Raw genomic sequence first — 17,307 nt, 5'->3', positions numbered from 1 at the left:
GTCGCGCGCCCGTGGTGGTGCGGGTCCAGCCGCCCCTCGTGCCGCCCATGCAGTGGGCCGCCTCGCCCCGCCACCTCATGGCGCCCCCGGCGGAACGAACGGCAGCCCCGGCGGCACACCGTCCTCGATCAGCCGCAGCAGCGCACCGGTGTCCGCGTGTTCCTCGATCAGATCGCCCAGTCGGTCGAGCTGCTCCTCCCGCAGCATCCCGAACGAGGTGTCCGGAGCCGGTACGAAGCGCCGCCCCGAAGCCTCCGCCACCCACCGCAGAAACGCGCGGCGGAACCCGTCGCTCTCCAGCGACCCGTGCCAATGCGTGCCCCGGACCGACCCGGCACGGCAGCCGTCCAGCGCACGCCCCCGCCCGTCGGTGAAGAACGGCCCGTCGCCGCCGAGGACTTCGGCGACGCCGTGGTGGATCTCGTAGCCCTCGACCGGCTCGCCCAGCGCCTCGCCCACCGGCCGCGCGAGGGTCTTCTCGGCGGCGAAGCGCACGCGTACGGGCAGCAGGCCGAGCCCGTCGACCGTCCCTGCCCGCGACTCGACCTCGTCCTCGATGCGCTCGCCGAGCATCTGGAAGCCGCCGCAGATGCCCAGCACCGGCCGGCCCTCCGCGGCCCGCCGGGCCACGGCGGCGGCGATGCCGCGCTCCCGCAGCCACGCCAGGGCGCGCACCGTGCCGCGGGTGCCCGGGAGCACGACGAGGTCGGCGTCGGCAAGCTCCTCCGCGCGGTCCACGAACCGCACCACCACGCCCGGTTCGGCGGCCAGGGCATCGACGTCCGTGAAATTGGACATCAGCGGCACGGCGGCGACCGCCACGCGCAGGATGTCCTCGCCGTGCGGCGGTGCGACCACGGATTCGCGGACCGTGCCGCGCAGAGACACCCGCAGGCCGTCCTCCTCGTCGATACCGAGGCCGTGGGCGTAGGGCAGCACGCCGAGGCTGCGCCGCCCGGTGAGCCCGTGCAGCATCTCGAGGCCGGGCTCCAGCAGCCGTACGTCGCCGCGGAACTTGTTGACCAGATAGCCGGCGACGAGGCGCTGGTCCTCAGGGCCGAGCAGCGCCGTCGTACCGAAGAACGACGCGAAGACGCCGCCCCGGTCGATGTCGCCGACCACGACCACCGGCAGATGAGCCGCCCGCGCCAGGCCCATGTTGACGATGTCGGTGCGGCGCAGATTGATCTCGGCCGGGCTCCCGGCCCCCTCGCAGATCACCGCGTCATACGTGCCCCTCAGTTCCTCCAGGCACGCCACGACCGTCCCGAGCAGTTCCTCCTGGCGCCCCCCGTGGTAGCGGCTGGCGCTCATCTCGCCCACCGGCCTGCCGAGCAGGACGACTTGGCTGCTGCGGTCGCTGCCGGGCTTGAGCAGGACGGGGTTCATGAGGGCCGTCGGCTCGACGCGGGCGGCCGCGGCCTGCATCGCCTGGGCGCGCCCGATCTCCGCCCCCTGGCGTGTCACAAAGGAGTTCAGCGACATGTTCTGCGCCTTGAAGGGGGCGACGGAGACCCCCTTGCGTGCCAGCCACCGGCAGATGCCCGCCGTGACGACGCTCTTGCCCGCGTCCGATGTCGTCCCGGCGACCAGCAGGCCCCCGCCCCGTGCCCGCGTCATGCCGACCCCTTCCCGGTGTTTCCCCGGATCCCTGCGCCCAGCCGTCCGGCGCCTGCCGTCAGCCCGGGCCGGCCCGTCCGCCGGCCGCGCTGCAACGTCGTACGTGCAGGACCCGCCGTACGCCCCGACCGGTCCTGCCGCGCGCACAGCGCTCCCCACACCAGGCGCGCGCCCGCGCACGCCACGAGCGCGAGGGCGTTCACGCGCCGGGAGAGCCGTACGGCCCGCTCGATGTCCGCCACCTCCACGGGGCGGTTGCCCTCGCCCAGCACGGGCCGGTGCTCCACGCGCCCGCCGTACGCCAGGGTTCCGCCGAGCCGTACGCCCAGGGCTCCGGCGAACGCCGCTTCCACCGGGCCCGCGTTGGGGCTCGGGTGACTGCGGGCGTCCCGGCGCAGCACGCGCCAGGCGCCGCGCGGGTCCGGCCCCGCCAGGACCGCGAGCGCCGCGGTGAGCCGCGAGCCGGGGAAGCCCACGACGTCGTCGAGGCGGGCCGCCGCCCAGCCGAACCGGACATGGCGGGGCGACCTGTGACCGACCATCGCATCAAGGGTGTTGACCGCACGGAAGCCCACGAGGCCGGGCACGCCCACCGCGGCACCCCACACCAGGGCGCCCACGACCGCGTCCGAGGTGTTCTCGGCGACCGACTCCACGACGGCCCGCGCGATCTGCCGCTCGTCCAGGCCCTGCGGGTCACGGCCGCACAGATGCGGCAGGCGCTCGCGCGCCAGGTCCACGTCGCCCGCCGCCAGGGCGCCGCCGACGGCCCTCGCTTCACGGCGGAGCGAAGTGCCGCCCAGCACCGACCAGGTCGCCGCGGCGGTCAGGGCGACGGCCGCGGCGGGGGAGCGGCGCACGGCATGCGAGAGCCCGGCCGCGGCGGCCGCGGCACCGCCCGCGCACACCACCGCGTACAGGGCGCCGTATCCGCGGTGGTCGTGCCACAGGCGGCGCTCGGCGGCGGACGCGGCACGCCCGAAGGCGGCTACGGGATGGGCGCGCCGGGGGTCGCCCGCGACCAGGTCGGCGGCGAAGCCCAGTGCGGCGCCGTACACGAAGGAGGCGTGTTCGGCACGCATCGGATCAGGACGCCGTCATGCCTCGGAGGGAACGGGCGCGGCGGAAAGGCGGCACGGGGGCTCTGGGCGTACGACGGCGGCCGGGCATGGCGACATGTCCTCACTCAGGGTCCGCGCCCTGGCTCGACGTGACCGGCGGTGAGAGTCTCCTGGCTCCCGGATCGGCGCTTCCCCCGGGCCTTCCAACCCGCCGCTGCGGGCCGTGACTTCTGGGGTGGGGGAGCGCTCCCCGGTGACAGTGGCGGGACCGCGCCGGATTCGCACCGGCTTCCTCTCCTGCCGCCGTTTGGCCCCGGCAGTCCACCACGGCCCGCGAACAGCCGTCAACTTGCTCGTGACCTGCGAGATGACTGCCGCAGGGGCAGGTCGTACGAACACAGCGCAGCACACAAGGACCGCCGTACGAGCGCGGCCCGGGAACGGCTGTGCCGTTCCCGGGCCGCGAGGGGTGACCGGTGTACCGCCTCCCAGGGCGGATGTGCCGTCAGGCGACGATCAGATACAGGCCGTAGGCGACCGCGGCCGCGCACAGCGCGTAGCAGAGGTACGCGCCGATGCGCGCCTGCGGGCTCGGAGAACCGGTCGCCGCGACCGTGCCGTCCGGCTGCGTCTCCGTCCTCCGGGAACTGCCGACGATGCCGAGCGTGAACACGCCCACGATGCCGACGGTGACCAGCAGGCTGACGCCGAAGACCTGGCCGAGTGCTGCCCAGTCGATTTCCATGCGGATGCTTCCTTCTTACTGCTGTCGACTCGCGTGCCGGACCGGGCCGGCGCTCAGACCGAAACCTTGGAGCCGCTGGACGACCGGGGCTCGGCGACCTTGCCGCCCTCGCCCGTCCCGGACTTCTCCGACTGGTCCGCCGTGCCCGAGCCGGAACCCGAGCCGGAACCGCCCAGCGGGGGCGGGGCGACGGACCGCATGGCGGCGGTGATGACGCCGACCGGCTCCTCCGGGATCTCGGCGTCGTTGACATTGGTGTGGTCGACCGGCCGGCGCCGGGAGGCGACCCAGATCGCCCCGCAGGCGAGCAGCGCCAGGACGGCCACGGCGGTGATCCCGATGGGGCCGCGCTCGGCGAGCAGCGCCGCCGCCGCGCCGACCAGGCCCGCGGCCGGGAGCGTCAGGCCCCAGGCGACGAACATCCGGCCGGCCGTGGACCAGCGCACCACGCCGCCCTTGCGGCCGAGGCCGGAACCCATGACCGCACCGGAGCAGACCTGGGTGGTGGAGAGGGCGAAGCCGAGGTGGGAGGAGGCGAGGATGGTGACCGCGGCGCCGGTCTGGGCGGCGAAGCCCTGCGGCGGCTGAATGTCCGTCAGGCCCTTGCCCATGGTGCGGATGATCCGCCAGCCGCCCAGGTACGTGCCGAGCGCGATGGCGAGTCCGGCCGAGACGATGACCCACATCGGCGGGTCGGCGTCCGGGGCGATCACCCCACCGGTGATCAGCGCCAGGGTCATCACACCCATGGTCTTCTGCGCGTCGTTCGTGCCGTGGGCCAGGGAGACGAGCGCGGCCGAGGCGATCTGGCCGGCGCGGTAGCCCTTGGCGGTGGCGTCGGGGTCGGCCTTGCGGGCGGCCCGGTAGGTCAGGCGGGTCGCCAGCAGCGTGGCGACACCGGCCACGATCGGAGCGGCGACGGCCGGGATGAGGACCTTCATGACGACCTCGTCGCCGTGGACGGCGTCGAAGCCGACCGAGGCCACGGTCGCGCCGATGATGCCGCCGAACAGAGCGTGCGAGGAACTGGACGGGAGTCCGGCGAGCCAGGTCAGCAGATTCCAGACGATGGCACCCACCAGACCCGCGAAGATGACTTCGGGTCGAATGCCGGATTCGTCGATGATGCCTTTGGAGATCGTGGCCGCGACCTCGACCGAGAGGAACGCGCCGACGAGGTTGAGGGCCGCCGACATCGCCACCGCAGTCTTGGGCCGCATAGCCCCGGTGGAGATGGTCGTGGCCATGGCGTTGGCTGTGTCGTGGAAGCCGTTCGTAAAGTCGAACACCAAGGCCGTGATGATCACGATCCCGATGAGAAGCGTGATGTGTTCCATTCACCCAGGCAATCAGCTCGATGGTCAGTGGCACGGCGACCGTAGGGATGGCGAGTGAACGGAAGATGAACTGAACGCGGCGTTGGAGTGCTGCTGTGCAGCGGTGGTCGGTTCTCGGCCGAATGTGCGGAGAATCAGCCTCCCAGGTGACGGCCGTCCCGCCCAACACTGTGAAACAGCTCACTGACATCGAGGTGAATGCATGGAATCGCTGGAACGGCCGACACCGCTCAACGAGGCCTGGGCCGACCTGGTCGCCACGGCCCGTCGCACCGTCGCCGACGGCCTGGTGGTCGGCACGTCGGGGAACGTCTCGGTACGCGTCGGGGACATCGTGCTCGTCACCCCGACCGGGGTCCCGTACGAACGGCTGGCCGCCCACGACGCGGTAGCCGTCGACCTCTCCGGGCACCAGATCCTCGGCGAGCTGAAGCCCACCAGCGAACTGCCCATGCACCTCGCCGTCTACCGCACCACGGCGGCGGAGGCCGTCGTCCACACCCACGCCGTCCACGCCACGGCCGTCTCCACGCTCGTCCCCGAGCTGCCGCCCATCCACTATCTGACGGCGACCCTCGGCGGAGCGGTGCGCGTCGCCCCCTATGCGCTCTACGGCAGCGAGGAATTGGCCGAGAACATGCTGCACGCTCTCCGTGACCGCAGCGCCTGTCTGTTGCAGAACCACGGCACCGTGGCGTACGGCGCGAGCCTGGACGAGGCGTACGACCGCACCGCGCATCTGGAGTGGATGTGCCGGGTCTGGCTCGCAGCGAACGGCGTGCCGGGGCGCGAGCCCAGCCTGCTGTCGCCGGAACGGCTGGCGGAGGCGGGGGAGAAGCTCCGGGGATACGGCCAGCCCTGCGGCGGCGGCTGAGCGGCGGCGACGACCGGGGTCGAGCGGCGACGGCCAACGGGGGCCGGGCGGTGACGACCGTCCGAAGGGCCGACCGGGTGCCACGGCCGCCGGCTCGTTCCGCCGCGACCGTGCCGCCGGTCGGCTCCCCTCCCCGAGGCCGTGCCCGCACCGCCACTCCCGGACGGTGCCATCCCACTGGCCGCCCGACCCCCGGCCGACCACACTGGGACGGATGCGCCTGCGTTCAGCGGCGGCCGCGGCCGCCACCACCGTGCTCGGTGCCGGAGCCGCCGCCGTGGCGGCGGGACGGTACGCCTGTGACGCTGCCCTCAAACCGGCGCGTACCCGGCCGTTGCCCGCCGACCAGCCCCTCACCGTGCACGCCGTGGACGGCGACCGGGTCACCCTCACCCGCAGTCTGGCGTCACTGCGGCCGGGGACGTACGGGCTGACCGGAGGGGAAACGCACGCCGTCGTCGGGCCCGTCCTGGAGTCCGCCCCGCACCCGCCCGACTGCGTCGTACGCCGCCTGGAGCGGGTCACCCACGGCTCCCTGAAGCCGGGCGCGCGCCTCTGGCTCACCCCCCAGGTGCACATCGGCAACCCGCGCGACGCGCTCGGCCTGGACCACGCCGATGTCGATGTGCCCGGTGAACTCGGCCCGCTGCCCGCCTGGTTCGTGCCCGGCGCCCGCGACACCTGGGTCATCACCGTGCACGGCCTCGGCACCACCCGCGAACACCCCATGACCGTCCTGCCCTTCCTGCACGGGCAGGGCGTCCCCGTCCTCGACCTCGCCTACCGCGGCGACCTCGGCGCGCCCCGTTCCCCGGACGGCATCAGCCACCTCGGCGACACGGAGTGGCGCGACCTGGACGCGGCGATCCGCTACGCGGTGCGGTACGGCGCCGAGACCGTCGTGCTGTACGGCTGGTCCACGGGCGCCACGATGGCCCTGCACGCCGCGGCGCGGTCCGCCCTGCGCAACCGGATCAAGGGCCTGGTGCTCGACTCCCCGGTCCTCGACTGGCGGGCGACCGTACGCGCGCTCGCCTCCGCCGACGGCACGCCGGGGCTGCTGCTCCCGCTGGCCGTGCGCGCCGCACAAGGGCGTACGGGACTGGACGGCGGGCCGCTCACCGGATCCTCCGACCCCGACCGGATGACCGTGCCGACGCTGATCCTGCACGGTCCGGACGACGGCATCGCCCCCTGGGGCCCGTCGCAGGCACTCGCGGATGCCCGGCCCGACCTCGTCACGCTCCACACCGTCGAGCACGCCCCGCACGCGTCCTCGTGGAACGCCGACCGGGAGGACTACGAGGAGTCGCTCCGGCGCTTCCTGACGCCCCTGATGTAGTCCCGCTCGACCGAGGGGGGAGTCACGCTCGCCGGAGCATCCGGTCCCGCTCGACGGAGACCCGCGCCTCGCTCGTGCCGTCCGTCGCCAAGGACGTGACGCCTGCCCGGTGACGGTCGTCCGCGGGCAGTGCCCTGCGCGACGACGTGCCTGCGGGCGGTACGTATGCGCAGGTCGGAGCAGCCCCGCGGCTGCTGCGCGAGAGGTGCGGCAGCCGCCCGAGCGGATTCCGATTGGGCTTTCCGGCCGCCAGCGGGAAGACTGCTCCCGTGACGTCCCGTACCCCGCGCGACTCCCGGCTCCGCCTTGTCCCCCGCCGACCGATGACCGCCGCCCGCCGGGCCGTGTCGAACCGGCGCACCCGAAGCGCGCCGCGGCCGCCCGAGGGCACTCCGCCGAGGGCCGAACTCGCTCGGCAGGCGCGGACGGAGCTCGCCGACGCCGTACGGATCGCCCGCTGGGCGGACACCGAAGGCGTCCGTGGGGCCTGCCTGCCGCCCGGAGACAGCGGCACGCTCAGCGCGGAGGCGGCCGAAAGGGCCGCGGCGGCACTGGAATTGACGTCGCATCAGGTGCAGGCCGACTGGGACCGGGCACGCCTTGCCGGCCTCGTCGAACTGCACGGTGACACCGCCCGCCCCGGCTGGCGGCTGCAGGCGTGGGACCGGGACGACGGCGCGGTGCTGCGCGGCTGGGTCGCGCTGTTCGACGCCTGGTCGATCGCCCACCCCGCGCCCTCCGCGTTCGCGCCCGGGCCGGTTGCGGAGGTCGTCGAGGCTGTGCCGCAGCTGCTGTCCCTGCTGCAGCTCTCCGAGGGAGCCTTCCTCGTCTCGGCCCTCCAGGATCTGCTGGAGCAGCGCATCGCCGAACTGCGCACCGAGCGCTGCGAAGTGCCTTACGGCGGCGGCATTCCCGAGCCGCGGGCCGCGGAGGCGGAGGCGGAGCCGGGTGAGCCGGCCGACGCTGCCGGAATGTCCCGGGGGCCCGACGCCGCGCAGGCCGAATCCGCGCAAGCCGCATCCCCCAAGGCCGAATCCGCGCAAGCCGCATTCGCCAAGGCCGAATCCGCGCAGGCCGAATCCGCCAAGGCCGAATCCGCGAAGCCCGACGCGGTGAAGGCCGACGCCGGGGCGCCCGCCGCCGAGGGCCCGCCGTCCGGTGTGCTGCTGGACTGGGCACTGGACGCCTTGGTGAGCGTCGGTGCGCTGACCGTGGGCGACGGCCAGGCCAGGCTCACCCCGCTCGGCAACTGGGCCGTATGGGTCAAGCTGGAGCAGATCTGCGTCGCGGCGCAGAGCCCCGCCGGGAACATCGAGCGGTCCGCGGAGGACATGCTGCGCGGCTGCGCCCGCCTCACCCCCGGCCCCGCGCGGGACGAGTACCGGGCCTGGCTCGCCGCCCGCCCGAGCGGCAGCGCCGTCTCCGAGCTCCTCGACGCCGCCCGCGGCGACGACGCCCTGCTGCGCGGGCTCGCCTTCGAGGCGCTGCGCGTGGTCGGCGCTCCCGCCGAGCCCGCCGTGCGGTCCGTCGTCGACGAACCGGGCCTGCGCCCCTACGCGTTGATGTGGCTGGCGGAGCAGGAGGGCGTCGACCCGGACGACCCGCTCGCGGTGCTCACCCGCGAAGAGGCCACCTGGCTGTGGATCGACACCGCCGCCGCTGTCGCCGACCACGGCGAAGCGCCGCTGCTCGTACGCCATCTGGACTCGGCCGTGCAGGGCACGGTCCCCGCGCTGCTGGCGGAGGTACGGGCCGTGGGCCATCCCCGTACGGTGCAGGTGCTCGTCGCCCTCGCCGCCGCGCACCCCGACCCGGCGCTCGCCAAGGCCGTGCGGAGGGCTGCCTTCCAGGTGCACACCGGAGAGGCGTAGCGACCGGACCCGGACCGCAGTCCGGCGCGGCGGCTGCCCAACAGCCGGGCGCGGCCGGGCAGTTCACTCCGCGTCCGTGTGAATCCTCAGCAGGAACTCGAGGATCGGCGGGGCGACCGTCCTGGCGAGATCCTCGGCCGTGCGCAGATCGCCGGAGACGGCGACCGAGGCGAGGGTGGCGTCCGGCATCACGGCCGCGGCCTGCTCGGCGAGTGCCCGCGGATGCCGCCAGTCGGTGCCGGGGATGACGAGCGCGGGTGCGCGGACGGCCGCCAGCTCGTTCACATGCCTGAAGGACCGGTCGTGGCCGACGGCGGCCGCCGCCACGATGCTGGGCGGTTGGCTGCGCGGAATGGCGTCGCGGACCATCGACCCGACCACGGGCGGGAGTTCGGGCAGGATCGGCGCCCACGCGGCCTCCAGCCCCCGGGACCGGGCGCGTCGGGCGAAGGCGTCGAGGAACGCGATCTCCTCGGCCTTGGCAGCGTCGTCCTCGATGTCCTCGACCCCGATCGGGAACACGCCCCTGATGCGGTCCGGCCGGTCGATCGCCGCCCGGAGCGCGATCGTCGAACCGAGCCCCGTACCGCCGACCGCGGCCCGCCCCGTGCCCACTCCGTCGAGCAGCGCGAACACATCGTCCGTGTACTGCTGCCAGGTGTGGCGGGCGGGATCGGTGCACACCGAAGTGCCGTAGCCGCGGATGTCCGGCAGAACCACCGTCGGGATGCCATGGCCGCCCCACAGCCCGAACAGCTCCCACCGGGCCGCCGGGCCGGCCGTCAGTCGGCTTTGCCGCTGGGTACGTACGTGCCGAAGCTCCAGACATTGCCCTCGGCGTCCCGCGCCATGTAGTCCCGCGACCCGTAGTCCTGGTCGGTCGGCGCCATCAGGATCTCGACACCATGGGCCGCGGCCCTGCTGTGGTGGGCGTCGACGTCCTCGACGACGACGTAGATCCCCGAGGGTCCCGCGTTCCGCATCGTCTGGGCGAAGACGCCCTCACGGCCCTTCGAGCCGAGCATGACCACGCCGTTGCCGTAACTGAGTTCCGCGTGGGCGACCATGTCGTCCTCGCCGGTGTAGACAGCGTCGGCGCGGAAGCCGAAGGCCTCGGTGAGGAGTGTGACGGCGGCATGGGCGTCGTCGTACAGCAGCGTCGGGCAGATCGTCGGCCGAACCGGACCGCTGGTGTCCGCCATGACGTTCACTCCTCGTTCCCTGAGTGCCATCGGGTGCCATCGGGTGCCATCGCGGCTGCCGCTGCGGCCGTGGGCCCGCCGGGGCGCGGGCGACTGCCGTCGATGAGCCCGAGTATGAGTGAAACGCATCACTTCGGCCTGTCACGCGCCGCGGCGACGGGCCTCCTCAGCGGCGGCGCGGGGGCGCTCCGCCCGGAAAAAGCAGTTGCACAGCACCGCTAGACTCCTCTTCATGGCAATTCTCCTTGTGCATTAGACGGCGTCGCCGGTCGCTCATCGCCCGCCCGGTGTCACCGGTGCGCTCTGCGCGCGGCCGCCGCACCCGCCTGCCCGACGCCCTCTTCTGCTGTCCTGGAGTTTTTCCGTGATCACCGCCACCGGCCTCGAGTTGCGCGCCGGCGCCCGCATCCTCATCGAGTCCGCCTCCTTCCGTATCGCCAAGGGCGACCGGATCGGTCTCGTGGGGCGCAACGGCGCCGGCAAGACCACCCTGACCAAGGTCCTCGCCGGCGAGGGCATCCCCGCCTCCGGCACCGTCACGCGTACGGGCGAGGTCGGCTACCTCCCGCAGGACCCGCGCACCGGCGACCTCGAGGTGATGCCCGCGACCGCATCCTCTCGGCGCGCGGCCTGGACACCGTGCTGCGCCGCATGCGCGAGAACGAGGAGCGGATGTCCACCGGCCAGGGCGCCACCCGCGAGCGCGCCATGAAGAAGTACGAGCGCCTGGAGACCGAGTTCCTGACCAAGGGTGGTTACGCGGCCGAGGCCGAGGCCGCGACGATCGCCGCCAGCCTCAACCTCCCGGACCGCGTGCTCGGCCAGCCCCTGCACACGCTCTCCGGCGGACAGCGGCGCCGCGTCGAGCTGGCCCGGATCCTCTTCTCCGACGCCGACACCCTGCTCCTCGACGAGCCGACGAACCACCTCGACGCCGACTCGATCTTCTGGCTCCGGGACTTCCTGAAGACCTACCGCGGCGGCTTCGTGGTCATCTCCCACGACATCCAGCTCGTCGAGACAGTCGTGAACAAGGTCTTCTACCTGGACGCCAACCGCTCGCACATCGACATCTACAACATGGGCTGGAAGAAGTACCTCCAGCAGCGCGAGGACGACGAGAAGCGCCGCAAGCGCGAGCGCGCCAACGCCGAGAAGAAGGCCGCGGCCCTCAACTCCCAGGCCGACAAGATGCGGGCCAAGGCCACCAAGACCGTGGCCGCCCAGAACATGGCCCGCCGCGCCGAGAAGCTGCTCTCCGGCCTGGAGGAGGACCGCCGGCGCGACAAGGTCGCCAAGCTGCGTTTCCCCGACCCCGCGCCCTGCGGCAAGACCCCGCTCACCGCCGAGGGCCTGTCGAAGTCGTACGGCTCGCTGGAGATCTTCACCGACGTCGACCTGGCGATCGACAAGGGCTCCCGGGTGGTCATCCTCGGCCTCAACGGCGCGGGGAAGACGACGCTGCTGCGCCTGCTCGCCGGGGTCGAGCGGCCCGACACCGGCATGGTCACGCCCGGCCACGGCCTCAAGCTCGGCTACTACGCGCAGGAGCACGAGACCCTGGACCCGGACCGCACGGTCCTGGAGAACATGCGGTCGGCCGCCCCGGACATGGACCTGGTCGAGATCCGCAAGACGCTGGGCTCGTTCCTCTTCTCCGGCGACGACGTGGACAAGCCCGCGGCGGTGCTCTCCGGCGGCGAGAAGACCCGTCTCGCGCTCGCCACCCTCGTGGTGTCCTCTGCGAACGTGCTGCTCCTCGACGAGCCCACCAACAACCTCGACCCGGCCAGCCGCGAAGAGATCCTCGGCGCGCTGCGCACCTTCACCGGTGCGGTGGTGCTCGTGACGCACGACGAGGGTGCGGTGGACGCGCTCCATCCGGAGCGGATCATCCTGCTGCCGGACGGTGTCGAGGACCTGTGGGGCGACGACTACGCGGATCTCGTCGCGCTCGCCTGATCCACTTCGGCCTCGTCACCTGATCCACTCCGTATGGATCATTCGGCCTAGGCGTGATCCATCATCTGAGTGAGTCAAGGTCATCCTCCGGCGTGCCGCCTCGGTCGGTCCCCCTCTCCGTGGTCCAGACCTCCGCCGGTCGAGTCCCGGTCGAGGGGTGCTGCGCTGACCTGGACGTTCTCGCGCGACTGCACACAGTGACGATCCCCGCGCGGCACGGAATCGCGAAGTCCGATTGTGGCTGTGCGCTGCGACGGCGCGAAGCTCGTCGCAGAGACCTTGCCGAATGGGTGGCCAGGAAGCCCCCTAGGGGTGATCATGAGAGTCCAGAGCGCACTTCCCATGAGGAGGCACGGGTGGCCGAGACTCTGAAGAAGGGCAGCCGGGTGACCGGCTCCGCGCGCGAAAAGCTCGCGGCAGACCTGAAGAAAAAGTACGACTCCGGTGCGAGCATCCGGGCGCTGGCCGAGGAGACCGGCCGCTCGTATGGGTTCGTTCACCGGATGCTGAGCGAGTCCGGGGTGACCCTCCGTGGTCGTGGCGGAGCCACTCGGGGCAAGAAGGCTCCCGCCTCCTGACGAGGCACCCCCGGCAGGAATTGGGCAGTGCCACCCGGTCGGTCGGCCGATCGCCCGGGTGGTTACTGTGCAGTAGGGTCGACTCGATCGTCGACCGTTCGACTGCTGCCCATCCGGAGGCACCCATGACCCTGCTGGACAAGGACGGCGTACGGCTCACCCTCGACGAAGCGGAATCCGTCGCCACGGTGACCCTCGCCAACCCCGACAAGCGCAACGCCCAATCGCCCGCCCTGTGGCGCGCGTTGACCGAGGCCGGGCGCATCCTGCCGGGCAGCGTCCGCGTGGTGGTGCTGCGCGGAGAGGGCAAGTCGTTCTCGGCGGGGCTCGACCGGCAGGCGTTCACCCCTGAGGGTTTCGACGGCGAGCCGTCGTTCATCGATCTCGCGCGCGGCTCCGACGCGGACCTGGACGCGACCATCGCCGAGTACCAGGAGGCGTTCACCTGGTGGCGGCGGAACGACGTCATCTCCGTCGCCGCCGTGCAGGGACACGCGATCGGCGCGGGCTTCCAGCTCGCGCTCGGCTGCGACCTCCGCGTCTGCGCCGACGATGTGCAGTTCGCCATGCGCGAGACCAGCCTCGGACTGGTCCCGGACCTCGCCGGTACTCATCCGCTCGTCGGCCTCGTGGGCTATGCCCGTGCGCTGGAGATCTGCGTCACCGGGCGCTTCGTCCAGGCTGCCGAAGCCGAGCGCACCGGCCTCGCCAACCTCGTCGTACCCACTGCCGAACTCGACGCCGCGGTGGCGGATCTGACCGCCGCTCTGCTCGCCGCACCGCGCAACGCCGTGGTCGAGACGAAGGCGCTGCTGCGCGGTACGGCCGGGCGCTCGTACGAGGAGCAGCGGGTGGCGGAGCGGGGCGCGCAGGCCCGTCGCCTCCGCGACCTCGCGGGCGTCGGCGACTGAACGAGTGCCTCCGGCGAGGCCGGCGTTGCCGGGGCGCCTCGGTGCCTGCGGCGTCTCACGTTCCTCTCGATGACCGGGCCGGCGCCGAGACGGCACCGACCGTGATCCGGGCGGGGAGCAGCCCTGCCCGGATCACGGCTGGTCCACCGCCGTCACGAGCACGGCCACCGTCACCGGGATGGCCGTGTCGGCGGCCGCCGCGGCGGTCACGGCCGAGCGCACGGCACGGGCGACGTCCAGCGTGCGATGGCTGAGCGCGGTCGCCAACTGCACCTCGACATGGCGCCGTTGGGGCTCCTCCTCATCTTGGAGCCGTACGGCGCGGGCGAGCCCGCCGAGCGCGGGGGCGAGCCGGGTCACGCCGGGGACGGCGACGACGGCATCGGCCACGTGGCGTACGGTGCCGGGCTCCGTACGTCCACCTTCCCGGCTCGTGCCGTCCGGTTCCTTCCGAGGACGGGCCCCCGCGGCATCCCTGCCCCGGTCGTCCCCGTCCTGGCCGTCCGCGCACCCCTCGTCCTGCTCCCCGCGGTCCGGTCCCGGGGGCTCCTCGGTGCCCGGCTCGCCGTCCAGCACGTCGGTGACCCGGAGGTCGACGACCGTCGCTTCCAGCCCGAGGTCGTCCTCCGCGGACGCCAGCAGCAGTTCGCGCAGCCGCTCCGCCGTTTCAGGGAGCGGCTGACGCGTCCCGGCCGCGAACTCCGCCTCCACGCGCAGGAGTCCCGGGGGCAGGGCGCTCGCCGGCGGCGGGACCGCCGGCTCGCCCGCCGCGCCGGGGTCGGCGAGCGAGAGCCGGATCCTGCCTGTCCGCACCCCGTGCAGCCTGCTCGCCGCCCGGCGCAGTACGCCGCTCGCCGCCCGCTCCGTGATCCACGCGCCGTCGCCGGGCCCGCCGAGTGGCAGGATCCGGCCCAGCGCGAGCTGTTGCCGTACGGCGTCGGTCCACGCATCCGTGACCACCACCGGGCCTCACCTTCCTCGGCTCGTACGCATCGTTGCGTCGTCCTTCGCGGTCCGTCTCGCCGGCGTGATCGTGGTTCCACGCCCGCCTGTCACGGGGTACAGCGTGCCGTCCCACGCCTGCCGCACCCCCGGAGCGGCACGGGCGATTCACACTTAATCTGAGCAAAGGAGCGAAATTGCGCTTCTCACCTCGGAAGGGATGACCGGACATGCCCGAGACCGCCCAGCGGAAACGGACCGAGACCCCTGAATCCCAGTCCTTTGAATCCCAGTCCTCCCTCGAGCCCACCGGGAAGACGCTCGGCTCGGCACGCGGTGGAGGGGACCCGGCCACACGCGGCCGTACCACCATCGCCGACGGGGTCGTGGAGAAGATCGCCGCCCTCGCGGCGCGCGATGTCTTCGGCGTCCACGCACTCGGCGGCTCCCGCACCTTCGGTGCGGTGCGCGACCGGGTGCCGGGCGGAAAGCCCCCCGTCACTCGCGGGGTTCGCGCCGAGGTCGGCGAGGTGCAGACGGCGCTCGACATGGAACTCGTCGTCGACTACGGCGTGGCGATCGCCGACGTCTCGCGGGCCGTACGGGAGAACGTGATCTCCGCGGTGGAACGGATGACGGGTCTGGAGGTCGTGGAGGTCAACATCGCGGTCAGCGATGTGAAGCTGCCCGACGAGGAGGACGAGGAAGAGGGGCCGCGCATCCAGTAGGCGCAGCCGCGGGGGGACGGACCGGACCGGGCGGCGCAGGCACCAACCGAAGGAGCGCGCACGATGAGCATGGCCCTGATCGGCATGATCGCCGGAATGGCGCTGGGATTCGCCGGATACTTCGGCGGGTTCGGTGCGTTCCTGCTGGTGGGGGCGCTGGGCGTCGTCGGACTCGTGGTCGGCCGGCTCCTGGAGGGCGACTTGGAGCTCGGCGACTTCTTCCGTTCCCGCGACGACCGGCGGCGGTGAGCGCCGGTGCCGGAGGAGTCCGTCGCGGAGGCGGAGCCGGTACGCGAGCCCGTGGCCGCCGGGGAGCGAGGGGACACCAGCATCGCGGACCGGGTCGTCGCGAAGATCGCCGCGCGGGCGGCCAGGGAGGCGCTCCGGGACGCTCCCGCGGTGCAGTGGGTTCCTGCCGGGCGTCCGCCGCATGCGACGGTCTCCCTCCGCAGGCGGCCCGGCCAGGGCGGGGCGCTGCCCCCCTTCGGTGAGGCGCGGATCCGGATCGCCCTGGAGCTGGGCTATCCCTGCGACATCGGCGCACAATGCGGAGCCGTGCGTCGCGACGTCACCGAGCGGGTACGCGCCCTGGCGGGCATGGACGTGCCCGAGGTCTCCGTGTCCGTGGAACGACTGCACTCCGAGCAGTCGCGGGCCGCGGAGCAGGGGAGGGTCAGATGAGCGACCACGAACCGGACGCGAAGGGCGCGCCCGGCACCTCCGGCAGCACGCAGCGCATGCCGACGGTCGAGCGCGATCCCGGCTCCGGCGGCGACTCCGGCCCGGGCCGCGGTTCCGGTTCCGGTTCCGCCTCCGGCGGTGGAGCCGATCTGGAGCAGTCCTCGTCCGCCGCGGACTACGAGGGCGCGAGCGGCAACGGCAAGCCCCGCAGGTTCTGGTCGGAGCGCCGGGTCCCGGCGGGCATCGTCGCGGCGATCGCCACTGCGGCTCTCGGGCTCGCCCTCTACGACGTCGCCGCGGTACGGGCCGGGCGGACCGCGATGGAGTGGCGCCGTCGGCTCGCCGACGGGCTTGCCCAACAGCCCCTGGACGACGGCTGGATGATCGGCGGAGCGGCGGCCGCGACGGTGATCGGGCTGTGGCTGCTGCTGCTCGTGGCCACTCCCGGCCTGCGCGCCCTGCTCACCATGCGGAAGCCCTCGAACGTCGCCGGGGCCGACGACGTACGCGCCGGACTCCAGCGGGCCGCGGCCGCTCTCGTCCTCCGCGACCGGGCGATGGAGGTGTCGGGCGTCCAGTCGGTACGGGTGGGTGCCGGCCGCCGCCGGGTGAAGGTCCGCGCGACGGCCCACTTCCGCGACCTCGACGAGGTGCGCACCGATTTGGGCGCCGCCCTGGCCGTGGGTCTCGACGAACTCGGCCTGGTCCGGCCGCTCGCCCTGTCCGTTCACGTGCGACGCCCGGCGAAGAGGTGACGTACCGATGCTGAGGATCGTCAACCGTGTTCTGCTGGGGCTGCTCGGGCTTGCGCTCTTCGTGCTGGGCGGGTCGGTTCTCGTCACCGGGCTGGACCTGCCGAAGCACTGGGGCTTCGAACTGCCGGACTGGTGGCCCTTTTCGGGGCCGGACGACGTCGTGCTGACCGATGCGGACCGCATCCAGTACCGCAACGACGGCTGGTGGTGGCCGGTCGTCTTCGCGGTGCTGACCGTGCTGCTCGTGCTGATGCTGTGGTGGTTCCTCGCCCAGCTTCGCCGTCGTCGTCTCCGCGAGGTCCTCGTGGACAGCGGGGACGGCGCCGGTGCGCTGCTCCGGGGGCGGGCCCTGGAGAACGTGCTCAACGCGGAGGCGGAGTCGCTGGACGGTGTCTCCCGCGCCAACGTCGTGCTGACGGGCCGCCGCCGGACGTCGCCCGAGACACACGTGGTCCTTCTCCTGGAACCGCACGCCGCCCCCGCCGACGCCCTCAACCGTCTGACCGGGGAGGCCCTGGCCCACGCGCGCGGGTCCGCGGGACTCGACCGCCTCCCGGCGGAGTTCCACTTCCGCGCGGTCCGCCACCCCTCGGAACGCGTCCTCTGAGAGCGGCGCGTGACGGGGAGCTCCGCCGGCGCGGGAACACGGGGCTGCCGATCCGTCTCGGCCGAGCCCGGGTCGAGAACACGTGTCCCTC

The 17,307-nt window shown here is 73.0% G+C and carries 17 protein-coding genes, 1 pseudogene and 1 riboswitch; of the genes and pseudogenes, 11 read left to right on the top strand and 7 right to left on the bottom strand.

Annotation, left to right across the window (positions count from 1 at the left end; all coding sequences use genetic code 11):
• Nucleotides 1-75 precede the first annotated feature (75 nt).
• The 4 genes from ACGFNH_RS00295 to ACGFNH_RS00280 form a co-directional block, all read right to left on the bottom strand.
• Nucleotides 76-1,620, bottom strand: coding sequence for a cobyric acid synthase (locus ACGFNH_RS00295; protein WP_393650715.1), 1,545 nt, complete (start codon nt 1,618-1,620; stop codon nt 76-78).
• Nucleotides 1,617-2,702 carry a cobalamin biosynthesis protein gene (locus tag ACGFNH_RS00290; protein WP_393650714.1) on the bottom strand — a complete coding sequence of 362 codons (1,086 nt, stop codon included), beginning with the start codon at nt 2,700-2,702 and terminating at the stop codon, nt 1,617-1,619. The genes ACGFNH_RS00295 and ACGFNH_RS00290 overlap by 4 nt, the downstream gene beginning before the upstream one ends.
• A 142-nt stretch (nt 2,703-2,844) precedes the next feature.
• A riboswitch (cobalamin riboswitch) is annotated at nt 2,845-2,977 on the bottom strand.
• A 209-nt stretch (nt 2,978-3,186) separates the two neighbouring features.
• A complete protein-coding gene (locus ACGFNH_RS00285; protein ID WP_393650713.1) occupies nt 3,187-3,426 on the bottom strand; it encodes a hypothetical protein in 240 nt (79 codons plus the stop codon).
• A 53-nt stretch (nt 3,427-3,479) separates the two neighbouring features.
• The gene (locus tag ACGFNH_RS00280; RefSeq protein ID WP_393650712.1) at nt 3,480-4,763 is read right to left on the bottom strand and encodes an anion permease; all 1,284 of its coding nucleotides are present in this window, start codon (nt 4,761-4,763) and stop codon (nt 3,480-3,482) included.
• A 202-nt stretch (nt 4,764-4,965) separates the two neighbouring features.
• On the opposite strand from ACGFNH_RS00280, the gene ACGFNH_RS00275 reads away from it, so the two are divergent.
• The 3 genes from ACGFNH_RS00275 to ACGFNH_RS00265 all read left to right on the top strand — a co-directional run bounded on the left by ACGFNH_RS00275 (nt 4,966) and on the right by ACGFNH_RS00265 (nt 8,850).
• A complete protein-coding gene (locus ACGFNH_RS00275) occupies nt 4,966-5,637 on the top strand; it encodes a class II aldolase/adducin family protein (RefSeq protein ID WP_393650711.1) in 672 nt (223 codons plus the stop codon).
• Between the two features lie 214 nt (nt 5,638-5,851).
• Nucleotides 5,852-6,979: an alpha/beta hydrolase gene (locus ACGFNH_RS00270; protein WP_393650710.1), complete on the top strand. Its 1,128-nt coding sequence runs from the start codon at nt 5,852-5,854 to the stop codon at nt 6,977-6,979.
• 323 nt (nt 6,980-7,302) lie between these two features.
• Nucleotides 7,303-8,850 carry a hypothetical protein gene (locus tag ACGFNH_RS00265; RefSeq protein WP_393651451.1) on the top strand — a complete coding sequence of 516 codons (1,548 nt, stop codon included), beginning with the start codon at nt 7,303-7,305 and terminating at the stop codon, nt 8,848-8,850.
• A gap of 63 nt (nt 8,851-8,913) precedes the next feature.
• On the opposite strand, the gene ACGFNH_RS00260 is transcribed toward ACGFNH_RS00265, so the two are convergent.
• Complete coding sequence (locus ACGFNH_RS00260) at nt 8,914-9,570, bottom strand: alpha/beta fold hydrolase (protein WP_393650709.1); 657 nt, start codon at nt 9,568-9,570, stop codon at nt 8,914-8,916.
• Nucleotides 9,571-9,632: 62 nt separating this feature from the next.
• The gene (locus ACGFNH_RS00255) at nt 9,633-10,052 is read right to left on the bottom strand and encodes a VOC family protein (protein WP_393650708.1); all 420 of its coding nucleotides are present in this window, start codon (nt 10,050-10,052) and stop codon (nt 9,633-9,635) included.
• A 364-nt stretch (nt 10,053-10,416) separates the two neighbouring features.
• On the opposite strand from ACGFNH_RS00255, the pseudogene ACGFNH_RS00250 reads away from it, so the two are divergent.
• The 3 genes and pseudogenes from ACGFNH_RS00250 (at nt 10,417) to ACGFNH_RS00240 (ending at nt 13,503) form a co-directional block, all read left to right on the top strand.
• Nucleotides 10,417-12,014, top strand: a pseudogene (locus tag ACGFNH_RS00250) (ABC-F family ATP-binding cassette domain-containing protein).
• Nucleotides 12,015-12,370: 356 nt separating this feature from the next.
• Nucleotides 12,371-12,592 (top strand): helix-turn-helix domain-containing protein, encoded by a 222-nt coding sequence (locus ACGFNH_RS00245; protein ID WP_055472015.1) that lies wholly within the window; start codon nt 12,371-12,373, stop codon nt 12,590-12,592.
• Nucleotides 12,593-12,717: 125 nt separating this feature from the next.
• A complete protein-coding gene (locus ACGFNH_RS00240; RefSeq protein WP_393650707.1) occupies nt 12,718-13,503 on the top strand; it encodes an enoyl-CoA hydratase/isomerase family protein in 786 nt (261 codons plus the stop codon).
• 132 nt (nt 13,504-13,635) lie between these two features.
• Here the strand turns inward: ACGFNH_RS00240 and ACGFNH_RS00235 are convergent, their stop codons facing one another.
• The gene (locus tag ACGFNH_RS00235; RefSeq protein ID WP_393650706.1) at nt 13,636-14,466 is read right to left on the bottom strand and encodes a hypothetical protein; all 831 of its coding nucleotides are present in this window, start codon (nt 14,464-14,466) and stop codon (nt 13,636-13,638) included.
• Nucleotides 14,467-14,675: 209 nt separating this feature from the next.
• On the opposite strand from ACGFNH_RS00235, the gene ACGFNH_RS00230 reads away from it, so the two are divergent.
• The 5 genes from ACGFNH_RS00230 (at nt 14,676) to amaP (ending at nt 17,216) form a co-directional block, all read left to right on the top strand.
• Nucleotides 14,676-15,173: an Asp23/Gls24 family envelope stress response protein gene (locus ACGFNH_RS00230; protein WP_393650705.1), complete on the top strand. Its 498-nt coding sequence runs from the start codon at nt 14,676-14,678 to the stop codon at nt 15,171-15,173.
• Between the two features lie 63 nt (nt 15,174-15,236).
• On the top strand, nt 15,237-15,422 hold the full coding sequence (locus ACGFNH_RS00225) for a hypothetical protein (RefSeq protein ID WP_393650704.1): 186 nt from the start codon (nt 15,237-15,239) through the stop codon (nt 15,420-15,422).
• Between the two features lie 6 nt (nt 15,423-15,428).
• Complete coding sequence (locus tag ACGFNH_RS00220) at nt 15,429-15,854, top strand: hypothetical protein (RefSeq protein ID WP_393650703.1); 426 nt, start codon at nt 15,429-15,431, stop codon at nt 15,852-15,854.
• Nucleotides 15,851-16,609 (top strand): DUF6286 domain-containing protein, encoded by a 759-nt coding sequence (locus tag ACGFNH_RS00215; RefSeq protein ID WP_393650702.1) that lies wholly within the window; start codon nt 15,851-15,853, stop codon nt 16,607-16,609. Before ACGFNH_RS00220 ends, ACGFNH_RS00215 begins: the two co-directional genes overlap by 4 nt.
• Nucleotides 16,610-16,616: 7 nt before the next feature.
• Nucleotides 16,617-17,216, top strand: a complete 600-nt coding sequence (gene amaP / locus ACGFNH_RS00210; protein ID WP_393650701.1) for an alkaline shock response membrane anchor protein AmaP — start codon at nt 16,617-16,619, stop codon at nt 17,214-17,216.
• Nucleotides 17,217-17,307: the final 91 nt, after the last annotated feature.

It is taken from the genome of Streptomyces sp. NPDC048639 (assembly GCF_043199075.1).
Classification (GTDB): Bacteria; Actinomycetota; Actinomycetes; order Streptomycetales; family Streptomycetaceae; genus Streptomyces.
This window is presented reverse-complemented; position numbering and strand designations above follow the sequence as displayed.

Coding starts and splice junctions, on each gene's coding strand:
- ACGFNH_RS00280 (WP_393650712.1), bottom strand. CDS start 4,763: ATGGAACACATCACGCTTCTCATCGGGATCGTGATCATCACGGCCTTG.
- ACGFNH_RS00255 (WP_393650708.1), bottom strand. CDS start 10,052: ATGGCGGACACCAGCGGTCCGGTTCGGCCGACGATCTGCCCGACGCTG.
- ACGFNH_RS00240 (WP_393650707.1), top strand. CDS start 12,718: ATGACCCTGCTGGACAAGGACGGCGTACGGCTCACCCTCGACGAAGCG.
- ACGFNH_RS00290 (WP_393650714.1), bottom strand. CDS start 2,702: ATGCGTGCCGAACACGCCTCCTTCGTGTACGGCGCCGCACTGGGCTTC.
- ACGFNH_RS00265 (WP_393651451.1), top strand. CDS start 7,303: ATGACCGCCGCCCGCCGGGCCGTGTCGAACCGGCGCACCCGAAGCGCG.
- ACGFNH_RS00230 (WP_393650705.1), top strand. CDS start 14,676: ATGCCCGAGACCGCCCAGCGGAAACGGACCGAGACCCCTGAATCCCAG.
- ACGFNH_RS00275 (WP_393650711.1), top strand. CDS start 4,966: ATGGAATCGCTGGAACGGCCGACACCGCTCAACGAGGCCTGGGCCGAC.
- amaP (WP_393650701.1), top strand. CDS start 16,617: ATGCTGAGGATCGTCAACCGTGTTCTGCTGGGGCTGCTCGGGCTTGCG.
- ACGFNH_RS00270 (WP_393650710.1), top strand. CDS start 5,852: ATGCGCCTGCGTTCAGCGGCGGCCGCGGCCGCCACCACCGTGCTCGGT.
- ACGFNH_RS00225 (WP_393650704.1), top strand. CDS start 15,237: ATGAGCATGGCCCTGATCGGCATGATCGCCGGAATGGCGCTGGGATTC.
- ACGFNH_RS00295 (WP_393650715.1), bottom strand. CDS start 1,620: ATGACGCGGGCACGGGGCGGGGGCCTGCTGGTCGCCGGGACGACATCG.
- ACGFNH_RS00285 (WP_393650713.1), bottom strand. CDS start 3,426: ATGGAAATCGACTGGGCAGCACTCGGCCAGGTCTTCGGCGTCAGCCTG.
- ACGFNH_RS00215 (WP_393650702.1), top strand. CDS start 15,851: ATGAGCGACCACGAACCGGACGCGAAGGGCGCGCCCGGCACCTCCGGC.